The sequence below is a fragment of the Neorhodopirellula pilleata genome (genome assembly GCF_007859915.1).
Classification (GTDB): Bacteria; Planctomycetota; Planctomycetia; order Pirellulales; family Pirellulaceae; genus Rhodopirellula; species Rhodopirellula pilleata.
This window is the reverse complement of the sequence record NZ_SJPM01000007.1, coordinates 46,898-59,060: the sequence shown is the minus strand read 5'-3', so window position 1 is coordinate 59,060 and position 12,163 is coordinate 46,898. Positions and strand designations below refer to the sequence as shown.

The 12,163-nt window shown below is 54.1% G+C and carries 10 protein-coding genes; 9 read left to right on the top strand and 1 reads right to left on the bottom strand.

Annotation, left to right across the window (positions count from 1 at the left end):
- The first annotated feature begins 840 nt into the window (after positions 1-840).
- The 9 genes from Pla100_RS16895 to Pla100_RS16850 all read left to right on the top strand — a co-directional run bounded on the left by Pla100_RS16895 (position 841) and on the right by Pla100_RS16850 (position 11,188).
- Entirely contained in the window at positions 841-1,557 is a 717-nt protein-coding gene (locus Pla100_RS16895) for a zinc-ribbon domain-containing protein (RefSeq protein ID WP_146578882.1), read from the top strand.
- Positions 1,558-1,646: 89 nt separating this feature from the next.
- Positions 1,647-2,714, top strand: a complete 1,068-nt coding sequence (locus tag Pla100_RS16890; RefSeq protein ID WP_146578881.1) for a hypothetical protein — start codon at positions 1,647-1,649, stop codon at positions 2,712-2,714.
- A gap of 213 nt (positions 2,715-2,927) precedes the next feature.
- Positions 2,928-3,425 carry a hypothetical protein gene (locus Pla100_RS16880; protein ID WP_197168010.1) on the top strand — a complete coding sequence of 166 codons (498 nt, stop codon included), beginning with the start codon at positions 2,928-2,930 and terminating at the stop codon, positions 3,423-3,425.
- A gap of 227 nt (positions 3,426-3,652) precedes the next feature.
- Positions 3,653-5,152, top strand: a complete 1,500-nt coding sequence (gene gatA / locus Pla100_RS16875; RefSeq protein ID WP_146578879.1) for an Asp-tRNA(Asn)/Glu-tRNA(Gln) amidotransferase subunit GatA — start codon at positions 3,653-3,655, stop codon at positions 5,150-5,152.
- Positions 5,153-6,126: 974 nt separating this feature from the next.
- Positions 6,127-6,957, top strand: a complete 831-nt coding sequence (locus Pla100_RS16870) for a hypothetical protein (protein WP_146578878.1) — start codon at positions 6,127-6,129, stop codon at positions 6,955-6,957.
- A 126-nt stretch (positions 6,958-7,083) separates the two neighbouring features.
- A complete protein-coding gene (locus tag Pla100_RS32445) occupies positions 7,084-7,572 on the top strand; it encodes a DUF3592 domain-containing protein (protein WP_146578877.1) in 489 nt (162 codons plus the stop codon).
- A gap of 1,113 nt (positions 7,573-8,685) precedes the next feature.
- A complete protein-coding gene (locus tag Pla100_RS16860; RefSeq protein ID WP_197168009.1) occupies positions 8,686-9,114 on the top strand; it encodes a putative immunity protein in 429 nt (142 codons plus the stop codon).
- A 451-nt stretch (positions 9,115-9,565) separates the two neighbouring features.
- A complete protein-coding gene (locus tag Pla100_RS16855; RefSeq protein ID WP_146578876.1) occupies positions 9,566-9,934 on the top strand; it encodes a hypothetical protein in 369 nt (122 codons plus the stop codon).
- 1,074 nt (positions 9,935-11,008) lie between these two features.
- Positions 11,009-11,188 (top strand): hypothetical protein, encoded by a 180-nt coding sequence (locus Pla100_RS16850; RefSeq protein ID WP_146578875.1) that lies wholly within the window; start codon positions 11,009-11,011, stop codon positions 11,186-11,188.
- Positions 11,189-11,918: 730 nt separating this feature from the next.
- On the opposite strand, the gene Pla100_RS31655 is transcribed toward Pla100_RS16850, so the two are convergent.
- Complete coding sequence (locus Pla100_RS31655; RefSeq protein ID WP_231603154.1) at positions 11,919-12,113, bottom strand: four helix bundle protein; 195 nt, start codon at positions 12,111-12,113, stop codon at positions 11,919-11,921.
- Positions 12,114-12,163: the final 50 nt, after the last annotated feature.

Genomic DNA, 12,163 nt, shown 5'->3' with positions numbered 1-12,163 from the left:
TAAGTCGCTGCCCGAAGCCAGTGTCACTAGCCGAAGCTCAAGTCCTCTGTTCAAGAAGCCCGGTTGGATTTCCCACGCGGCCTATCGCCAGTATGGTTTTTGCTTCCGTGCTTGGCGCTCCGGTGCGGATGGTGGTACCTATGCGAGATCGAATGCGTCGATTGATTAGGTGCTTTCGCGCCAACCCGCACGGATGTGTTGCTGAACGAGATGGATCGCTTCATGGGCTGAGCGATCAGGGAACTGGTCAATGGTAATCCCGTCTGGACCGGGCGCGCCACGATTGGCTTTGACTCGTTCCCAGGCACATTCAAGGTTGGCCGGGTCACCCCCGGTCGCCCCGCTTTTCAGGTCAAGCCTTACTCACGGGTACGCTTGCAGATCTCCCCGAATAAGGGACGTGAACTTTCGCTGCGCAAGTGCGTCGCCTACAAGCGGAAGTTGTCGGAAAACGGCTTTGCGGTCCCAGGGCTACTCGCATCAACATCCGCCTGCCTCCACGACGTTTCTGTTCGTCACCTCGCAGTTTTAGCGAGAACGTGTGCCAGCGACGATTCTTTGCTGACTTCCCGACCACATTCGCAGGCTTCCTCTCCAAGATCCGTCGCCTCGCCACAGTTGCCTTCGCCTAGTACTTCTTCTTGATCGATTACTTTTGGTATGCTGTCCTTCGTTCAGGTTCCGTTTTCGCACAGGGGACTGGCTTCTCGAAAGAAGCGGCACCCCACAAGTTCACGCCCATGTCGAGCGTACGCATGAACTGAAGACGCGGAGTTGACGTTTTTGAAGTGGTGAGTCGTTTGCCGCGTCTCGGTTATGCCCGCCGTTCGTCGATGATAAATGATGGAACGCAATACAGACAAATACCGCGAGTTTGTCGATCACCCTCGATACGGTCGACGTCCAAACGTTACTGGTTTGAATCCCAGTTCGATGGACGCGAATGTACGTTTGCATTGGAACACGACGACGCACAAAGAAATCGTCGCCCAATACGAATCGATTCTCGGCAAACGATGGCCGTATGGTGACTTTTCTACATATACCTCCGGCACGAAGCGCATTCCTAACACCGCGATCCTCGCTGATCCTTCAAAACAGACACGTGCAACCGTACCTGTAACGCATTACTTTGACCTCGAAAGGCGTTGCCGAGACTGCAAACGACAATTCATTTTCTTTGCCCAAGAGCAAAGACATTGGTACGAAGAACTGGGTTTTGGACTGGAGTCCGACTGTGTTCGATGCACCGAATGCCGAAAGAAACAACAGGGAATCGCACAACTTCGAGAACGCTACGAATTACTTTTTCACGTTGAGGAGAAATCGGAACAACAGATTTTCGAACTGGCAGAGTGCTGCGTAATACTGGTCGAGCTAAACGTGTTCACATCAAAAAGATTTGAGTTTGCCAGAATGCTGTTGAACAAGATCGATGACGACTCTGAACTTAGGCAGCGACGGGAATACGTCGACTTGGTCCGTCGATCTCGATCGCTCCACACACCGGCGACGAACAATCCGATGAACCCCAGCGGCGGATCGGGCGTTTCCTGAAATCACCTTTTTTGGCCGCCGCTGGGCTATCGGTGGCGTTCGGTAACCAGAGTAGAAACATGCACAACTACCTCCTAACGATCGGGCTGATGATGTTCGCCAGTTTCGCGAACGCACAAGGCACGATTGACCAGATCGAGTCACTTCCGCGAACTAATCGCATTCGAGCATATGAATCGGTTCTCACCAACCGTCAGTTGGCGGTAGGGCAGCGTCTTGCGATCGTTCCTCGTTTTGCACTTCATGCTCGCCTTTTGTCTCCAAATTATAGCAAAGGTCGCTTTCCTTTCTCTGCAAGCGGATGGTTAAAACTCTTTGACAGTGCTGTCGCCCAAGGACTTCGCGATGAAAATCTTCTCGCGGCGAGAGCCCAAATGCTGATTGATTCAATGCAGTTTGAGGCCGCACTCAGTGCCGCAGAAGATTATCGAAAGGCGTATCCCGACAGCCATGAAGCGATGGCTTGGCATGAATGGGCTTCTCGCGCAACGTCAAAGGGTTTGATAAAGGAAGAGATCGATTTCCAACGAGGTGAGTTTAAAGTGCACTTTTGTATTTTGAGTGCAAATCCTGAATCCCATGTCGTTGCTACGAAACAACAGTGCGAACGTGAAGTTGAGATACTGAATTCGACCTTCCGCAGCACCGAGGGGATGCAATTAGCCGTATTTAAGTTTTCCGGTTTCACGGACTATCACGCGGCAAAAGAAACGCAAAGCGACCTTCTAGCATTTGGAGATCGACAAGAGGCCTACGATACGGATACTGTTGCAGAAGCGTTTAATCGCTCCAACCATGTAACTGTTCGTGACAGGGGTGCCATTAATGTTTACGTTGTTGACAGCTACTCGCCAAAAGAAGGCTTTGCCGATATGACGTCGCATGGGAAAAGAAACTCAAATCGTCCTTTTGTCTTGCTCGATTGGCAGCGGCTAAACAATAATGTTCAAAACGCGGAAGCGCATGAGATGGGGCATGCCTTTGGGCTCGGTCACGTTGGTGTCCCATTTGCAACGGTACGGACTTCTACAAACATCATGACGAGCGCCGCAGAAGAGTTTGGGAGCGGAGGACTTCGAGATCTTGGATTCACACCATCGCAGACTGCACTGATTCTATATCATGGTCGGAGAACACGAGACCGTCTTGGTAATTAGATGACGGAGATGGAATCGCACCGAACCAAGCGATGCACCTCAGCCGCGAAATGGGGCGTTTTGAAATGGAAGATCTCTCGTCGCGGCGACGTGATCGCCAACGTTCTGGCCACGAGGTGCTCCATCGTGCTCGTGCTCAGTGAAACGGTGCTCGTGCTCGTAATCGAAAAGCAGCTTTAATGAACGATCCAATCTTCGAACACGATCGTCTGGATGTTTACCGTCTCTCGATCGAATACGTTGCCGCTACGTTTGAGGTTTCCGAGTCAGTCAACGGTTTTCATCGCCATGCTCGTGACCGGTGGTATGAACGACTCAACGAGTCGCGACTTGAAATTCAAGCTCAAACGAATTGTGTCGATGTTGACCCGAATGGCGATCAAGTTTGACGGCATCAAAGAGCTATCGTTCAATTATCCCGTGACGATCATTGCCACCAACGACGATCTACCCTCAGATCCAATTCAGATGGCAGCGACATGGCTTGATCAGTTTGCCGTGGCGGTATCCAAGGCGGCCGCAGCTGATCGTCGGTTTGCGCTGCGATACGAAAAACATGGCATTTTTCTGTTCGGCGTCCCGCACAGGGACAACGTCGACGCATCTGACGGATGGGTGGCTGCGGACCGTTTCGTAGCTAGTGCTTTGTCTAGATTCAACGTTAGGGTTGGCAACATTAGCCATTCGGCGCTAGCGGGCGTGTTGATTTAATCGTAACCCGAAGCATGAGCGAGGGATTAAACGCCAATAAGTCCTTTGTATGTATCCCTCGCTCACGCTTCGGGTTTCGATGAGGACTAAATCAACAGCCCGCCAGCGTCAAAACGGCTAATCCCAAAAATTAGATTTGGACGAAGCATTTGCCGGATTGTTCGATTTCGGCATTTCCATGATACTTGGACGGACACTTCACTCGCGCCCGCCTAGAAGCTTTCCCCATGTTGGATTCGACCGTTTCTCTTCTCAACGCTCTGCAATCGGGCGACGTGACCGCTCAGGATTTGGTCCAGCAAACGATCGCCGCAATCGAGGCCTCGCAGCCGACCATTAATGCGTTCACCCACGTCGCGGGCGATTCGGCGATGGCGGCGGCGGAGCGGGTTGATGCGGATCGAAAGGCCGGCAGAACGCTCGGGCCCTTGGCGGGATTGCCGGTCGCGATTAAGGACGTTTTGTGTACGTCGGACATGCCGACGACCTGTTCGTCCGAGATGCTCCGAGGTTTCGTTCCACCCTACAACGCGACGGTGGTGTCCAAGTTGACCGCCGCCGGCGCGATCGTGATCGGCAAAACGAACATGGACGAATTCGCCATGGGGGCGAGTACGGAGACCAGCGCGATGGGAGTGACGCGAAATCCGTGGGACGAAGCCCGAACTCCGGGCGGGTCCAGCGGTGGCGCCGCCGCCGCGGTGGCTTGCGGAGCGGTCAGCCTGTCGATCGGCACCGATACCGGCGGTTCGATCCGACAACCAGCCGCGTTTTGCGGAATCACCGGATTAAAGCCGACCTACGGCCGATGCAGCCGATACGGATTGGTGGCGTTCGCGAGCAGTTTGGATCAGGCCGGTCCGATGGGTTGGTCGGTCGACGACGTGGCGATCGGCTTGCAAGCGATGGCCGGCTACGATCCCGCCGACAGCACTTCGGTCGATCATCCCGTTCCCGATTACCGAGCGGTGTTGCAATCGACCGACTTGAGAGGGCTGAAGATTGGTGTGTTGCGGGATTCGATCAATCAAGACGGGGTCAGCGATGCGGTCCGGCGATCCGTCGAAGACGCCGAACGAGTGTTCCAAGAGCTCGGGGCGGAGATCGTCGAAATATCACTCCAGCACAGCCCTTATTGGGTACCGACGTACTATGTGATCGCGCCATGCGAAGCGAGCAGTAACCTGTCGCGGTTCGACGGGGCTCACTACGGACATCGTGCGATGCGAGCCGCCGATGCGGTCGACGAAGGCGAAGGCGTGATGGGGCCGCTCGAAACGATGTATCGGACCAGCCGCGCGGCCGGCTTCGGCAGTGAAGTGAAGCGACGCATTATCGTCGGAACGTACGCGCTCAGTGCCGGATATTACGACGCGTACTATAACCAAGCCTTGAAAGTACGTCGTTTGATTCGCGGCGATTACGACGCGGCGTTCGATCAAGCTGACTTGTTGCTCGGACCGGTCACGCCCTCTCCCGCATTTCGGTTGGGTGAAAATGTCGACGACCCGATCGCGATGTATCTGTGCGACTTGTTCACCGTCGGAGCCAACTTGGCAGGCGTTCCGGCGATCTCGCTGCCTGGCGGTTTGGATGATCAAGGGTTGCCGGTCGGGATCCAGTTGCAAGGACCGGTGATGGAGGAGTCTCGGTTGTTATTCGCTGGTGGCGCTTTTCAAAGCGTCACTGACCATCATCGACTACGCCCGTCGAACGTGCGCGTTTAAGCCCGCCTTATTCACCAAGCGCGCCTTTAGGGTAGAAACCATCGCGTGAAACGCTACGTTTATCGGTTCACTACAACCAACTCAAACGCAAAGCAGGATCACGCGATGGGTGAAGTACAACGTAACCTCTCGATTCGCTCACGCCACTGCCTGGCGAGCTCGGGATTGGGAAACGCGTTCATGGTTTTCTCCTGGAGGTGGAAACAAACCTGTCACGCTAAACCGCCTGTCAACATGGGGAGATAGAACGCTTACGTACAGGGGACTTGCACCCCACAAGATCACGCCCATGTTGGGCGTACTGCACCGGAGCGGCGGTGGTTGGGTTTTTCGCAATGGAGAGTCGTTCGCCGCCGCCCGGTGATCGGTACCGTTCGTCGGTGCTGCAACGCCCGTCCCCGAGCCGAATCCAGGACTGAATCGACGCTCATTGAACAATGGTTCGTCAACGTTCGATACACTGGCATGCGGCCAAACTCGTTCGAACTGTCGCCGTTGGGACACGACGAACTATCCGATCCACGGCAGCGGCCAAGACGCCTTTTTTACGACTTCCAACTTTGCACCGGCCGCTCCGTGATCGGTGGCGTTTGTCGATGCTGGAGACCGCGAAGACCGACGCCGTCGTGTCGACGACTCCGTTGCGACGTGGTGGCTGGATTAGTGTTCGATTAGCGCGGATTAGTGTTCCGGATAAACAGGCTGCGCTGAACGCTAATCTGCACTAATCACACACTAATTCAACGTTCGTGATTTCCGGCATCCGGTAGCGCACTGCCTGAAATTTGCTTGAGGTTGGCGGAGCGAATCGGTACGATTGCGGCAATGTCAACCGCGTAGCGTGATCCCATCGGACACGACGAACAATCCGATCCACGGCAGCGGCCAAGACGCCGTTTTGAAACTTCAAACTTTTACTAGGCCGCTCCGTGATCGGTGGCGTTCGTGCATGCAGGTGATAAATGCCGGGAATCTTGAAACGCTTGCTACCGATTGGATTCGGTTCGCAACGGTGCCCCGACTGCGATGAGTTGATCTCGTTCGAGGCTATCAACATAAAAGAGGGCGTCGCACTTTGCCCTCAATGCGGCAAGCTATCGAGGCTGTCCGAATTAAATGTGTCTGGTGATTCTGTTGCCGAGATTCTTGCTCATCCCCCTGCGGGATGTTCCGTCATTACGGACGGTGAACGAGTACTTGCTACAGCCTCATTACGATCGCTTGCCGGGTTTTTGTTTCCAGCTGGATTCGCCCTCTTTTGGAACAGCATCGTCTCGGTTTTCGTGTTGGTTGCCATTGCGGGACTATACTCTAATCTAGTTGGCCCTCTCCCGAATTGGTTTCCCGCCCCGGGACTGAAAGAAGGAAAGCCTGAAATGAATGGCGGACCAATGGATCTCGGAATGACGCTTTTTCTCTGTGTATTCCTCATTCCATTCGTAACGATTGGAGTTGGAATGGCCGGTGCGGCCATCATGAACCTTATCGGAAAAGTCGAAGTAGCCATCGACGAGTTCGACTCCTATGTTGCAACGGGAATAGGGATCATTCGATGGAAGAAACGATTCGATGCAAGAGCAGTAAAGACAGTTGAGTTTGGTACGACACCATGGCAATCCGAGGGTGGAGCGAATAAACACATCGAGATAACCGCAAACAGAAGCGTCAAGTTTGGATCCTTGTTGCAATCGGATCGGATGGCATGGCTCCGTGCTGTATTGCGGGAAATACTCTTGCCACGAAATAGTGACGACTCCGATTCTAAGATTCCTGCGTTGGCATGGCTTTCGCGACGGTCACCGTAGAGAATGCGCGAACAATCCGATGGACCGAAGCGGTGGATCGGCCGCTTCCTGATGGGAACTTTACTTGCCACCGCTCGGTCATCGGTGGCGTTCGGTCAACGGTAAACCCTCGACTTATTCACCTTCATGGCACTCAATCGCAAGAACACGTGGATTGGTTTCGCATTTATTGTTGCGGGACTCATTCCTGCAGGACTGAATGCGTGGTCAGTATGGAACTGGTTCCGCGCCCGTTCATGGAATGCGACTGACGCCACGGTCGTTTCCGTTGAACTCAGATCCCAATCGAGCACTGGACCTCGCGGCAGATCGTCCTCGTCGACCAAGCTGTTTGCAGAGTACGAATACGAGTGGGAGGGAACGAAAGTAAAATGTACTTCTGTGTCTCCTTTCAATAACATCGAGATCTTCAAGACACACAAGCGAAAGCTGACTTCGGCACTTGGAACGGCCCGACGGCAAGGAAAGACGGTCACCTGTTACGTCAACCCAGACAATCCGCACGAGGCATTTCTGGAACGGGAGTTCCGCTGGGCCTCGTTTGCTGCATTCTCTACATTCACGATTGTCTTTATGGGAAGCGGAGTATTGATTGAACATCGACGGCGGAGGTGAGCGTTTTCAGGGGCCGCCGATACCGAACAATTGCGATCGGGATAGGGGCCCGGTTGCCCGGGACCCCTCCCACACCACCGTACATGCGGGTCCGCATACGGCGGTTGAGCACGAGTTTTAAATCGCCATGTTGCCATGACGACCCAAGCCATTGGGACCGTTGTCATGCCGCTTAGAAAACGCCGTACGGCGATGATTCTTTCGCGAATGACAACGGACACGTACTTGCTCGTTCCCTTCGGGCCTTCGACGACCGCGTGGGTCGAATACTATGCCCTCTGCTGACTTCTCTTTGCACGAGGTGCGTTGCCGCACTCGTCCCGCCTTTCGGGCAAGCCCTACTCACGGGTACGCATCGAGATCTCCCCAAATAAGGGACGTCGCGGATTGATGCGATCGCACCGAGACACGTGATCTGTCCCCGCCCAAGTGCCCGATCTACCTGCGCCCGTTCTTCCGGTTTGGTTTCGTGGTCAGCAGCCCACTCACCTCGAGTCGTCGGCCTCGTATCGGGTTTCTGTTCGTCACCTGGCGGGTCTTGGCGTGAATGTGGCTGGGACGGTTTGCGTTAAACCTCGCCTGATTCGGTCATTGTTGAACCAGAACTGTTCTCGGCGTTTTCCAGCTTCACGAGCACATTCGCAGGCTTCCTCCCCACGGTTGGTCACCCTTCCGCAGTTGCCTTCGCCTCGTACTGTCTTTCGTAAGAGTTACATTTGGTATACTGCCTCGTCGTGAAAGAAACCGGAACTAAGTACAGGGGACTTGCACCCCACAAGATCACGCCCATGTTGGGCGTACTGCACGCCGAGCACGCGATCGGCCGTTTTGAAATGGAAGCCTTTCTCGCGCGTGCCGGGTGATGGCCATCGTTCGTCGGTGCTGCAACGCCCGCCCCCGACCCGAATCCAGGACTGAATCAACGCTCGTTGAACACTGGTTCGTCCACGTTCGATACACTGACATGCGGCCAAACTCGTTCGAACTGTCGCCGTTGGGACACGACGAACTATCCCGATCCACGGCAGCGGCCAAGACGCTATTTTGAAACTTCAAACTTTTACTAGGCCGCTCCGTGATCGGTGGCGTTATGCAGAAGGACAGCAACTGAGCATGAATATGATGGAACTCAACGATCATCAATTGCTTGCGTTGTGGTCGGCTGCCTGCGCTGAGCGGCTTCTACCTCTGTTTGAAGCTGCTGTTCCAGGCGACGAACGGCCAAGAAAGGCAATTGAAGCGGCACGGGCATGGACACGCGGTGACCTCAAAATGACCGATGCCCGCACAATTGCTTTCGCGTCTCATGCCGCCGCAAGAGAAACAAATAATGAATCCGCATGCCTTGCAGCTCGTGCCGCAGGACATGCCGCAGCCACTGCTCACGTTGCAAAACATTCTCCACATGCTGCGGCCTATGCCATCAAGGCCATTGCGAAGCAGTGCTCAGCGCGCAGACACGAAAAGTTTCTCGACGTTGAACGGGAATGGCAATTGCTTCAACTGCCCGAGCACCTAAGATTAACAATAGAATCTGCATAACAAAAAAATGCACGCGAGTTGCGGATCGCGTGTTTCCTGATAGCAAAGTCACTTGGCCGCAACCGCGTGATTTTAGCCGTTCGTCGGTGCTGGAGACCATGAGGACCGACGCCGTCGTGTCGACGACTCCGTTGCGACGTGGGGGCTGGATTAGTGTTCGATTAGCGCGGATTAGTGTTCCCGAAAAACAGGCTGCGCTGAACGCTAATCTGCACTAATCACACACTAATTCAACGTTCGTGATTTCCGGCGTCCGGAATTGCACTTCCTGAAATTTGCTTGAGGTTGGCGGAGCGAATCGGTACGATTGCGGCAATGTCAACCGCATTGCGTGATCCCATCGGACACGACGAACAATCCGATCCACGGCAGCGGCCAAGACGACTTTTTACAGCTTCCAACTTTTCACCGGCCGCTCCGTGATCGGTGGTGTTCGCCAAAAGGAAAACCCGTGAGCATCTTCGAGAAACTCTTTGGTCGCAAGTCAGACGCTGTTTCTGATCCCGAACACGTTCCCGATGCTTTCAAGCAACTCGCACCGGTGTTTGACGAAATCGGAACTGAATCGCTCGGATGTTGCCCGGAACATTGGACGAACGCCGTCTTTACCATTACCTGTGACGGACGAAAAATTGATTACTCACTTAAGAATCATCGCGAAGAGCAAGGTACTGCCACGATTACGCCTTTACTCGCACAACTGGCTGAAAAACTATATTCGTTGATGGCGTCAAACGGTGACCGCTGGACTAAGGCGGAGCTTTGGTACGATCAAGATGGTGACTCATGGAAGTTCAAGTCGAACTTCTCATATGACTAATCGACTTAACTATAAATAACACCAGGAGGCGAACCATTGCATGCACGGCAGCGGCGGTGGCAAGCGAATTTTACAATCAACGCCAACTCCCGCCGCCCCGTGATGCGGGTCGTTCGCCGAAAGAAAACCACACCACTCGGTTGCAACACTGACGCCCACCACTGAGGAGAAAGCGCCTAATCGCATTGGTTCCCAATAGGCATTGAATGACAACCGGCAATCCGTATCGACCTACGACAGAGTCGGCCCAGACCAACGCCGAAAAATCCTCGGCAACCCACGATGGGTCATACATCCCTGGCATCCTCCTTTTCACGGTTGGTATGGTCGCAGGCGGGATCGTCGTTCCCGGATCGGAGTTTATGACACAGATACCTGCTGCAATTGCCTGTGTTGTCGGTATTGCTCTACTGGTACGTGAGCGCCGACATCGAACATGCTAGATGCTCGTCATTCGCGATTTGCTCGCACTTAAGGCGTTTGATAAGATGTCGTTGGCGTCGATCGTAATGGTGGACACGTTGCCGCTTCGAAGAATGCGGCGAACAATCGCGTGAGCCCGAGCACGCGAGTCGCCGTTTTTGAAGTTGAGGCTCTTTCTCGCGAGCCCAGTTACGCATTTCGTTGCCCGACATTGGTGACTTATCAAATCGTCAGTACAACGTTTTGTTGAAACATCTTCCGACAAAAACCGAATTGACTGTTGTCGCCGTAATCATCGGCGGATTGGTGGCATTGCTATACCCGGCAGCGCAGGCAACTCGGCATCCGGACGGCCCACTTGGTAGGGCCTTTCCCACCGACCCCCCCGACGAGTCTCGGCGGCATACAAACTTTACTGGCGTTTCAATGGTGCTTCCGCCCAACTGGGTCGAAAACAAGGTGATGTCGGAAAGGCATCGCCAGCATCCTGATGGCAACCACATTTGGTTTTCGGCAATTCCTCGGACTACACCGGGTCGACGACCAAACTCTGCGATCGACGTTCGATTTCTCAAAGAGCCATTTCATGTAATCAACGCGGACTTCACGCATCGGGAATTTGATGGTCTATCGGCGTTCGAGCGTACTTTCGTGAACACAAAGATCGGTGACCCATACGTGTCCGAGTACTTGCTCTACGCGAAACAAGATGACGGATGGTGGTTCATCCAGTATTCTACAGATCGACGTCGGTTGACTTCATTGCCTGATGGGGTTCGACGTTACGTTGAAACGATTCGGTTACCGTTAGAGATCGCGGCGAACCAATAAGGATTTGACTTCGCGGCGAGGCGTGGTTTTAGTTCGAATCTTTTTCTTGGCTGGTCCGTTGTGGCAGAGGCACATACTACTTTTGCAGAATGTGAACAGCCAGCCGATGGTACTATTGTAGTTTTTGTGTGCCGGTTGCCTTCGCTCAGTCAGCGAATATCGGCCAGAACAACCGCCAGTCGGGGATCTGATCGGATTGATCAGCGCGGGTCGATAAGCTGGAACCGCCAAGTTCCGAGTAATTAACGAAGCCGGAAGAACGACCGCAGGTAGAGGAATCGAAAAACGGCGGTTATGCCGTCATCAATTCGCGGGCGCGGCGGCGAAGGTACATTCGTCGATGACCGTGCGGCGTTCGCATCGAATCGACCACCGAGGGCTCCGGTGCAACGGATGGCTATCCTCCGTCATCGATGCAGGACGGCGTGGGGGCAGAGAAACGTATTTGCGGCCAGATTCACGCTGGCGACGACGGACATCGTCCGCGATACGGTGGACATCAAAGCCCATCTCTGCGCCGAGACGGTGTTTAATTTCTCGTATTTCGTCGGTGGGGTCAGGAATCATCTTCGGTCAGCCTCAATTGTTCAGGTGTGCATAGGTGCACGCCCTGGTTCTGGCTTTCGTTCGTGCTCGTGCTCAGCATCGCGGTGCTCGTGCTCGTAATCGATCAACTCCGCGTAGTCTACCGATGACTCCCCGACGCCGTCAAACTTGATCGCCATCCGCGTCAACATTGCAACGACTCGTTTAAGCTTCGCTTGCCGTTGCCCTCGGCGATGTTCAACGGAATCGATTGAGCCGCTCGAACCCATTGGTCGCGTAAACCGTTGAGTAACGCGGAGATCTCAAACGCAGCAGCAACGTAGTCGATCGAGAGACGGTAAACACCAAGTCGATCGTGGTCGAAGATTGGATTGTTCATCAAAGCTGCTTTTCGATTACGAGCACGAGCACCGTTTCACTGAGCACGAG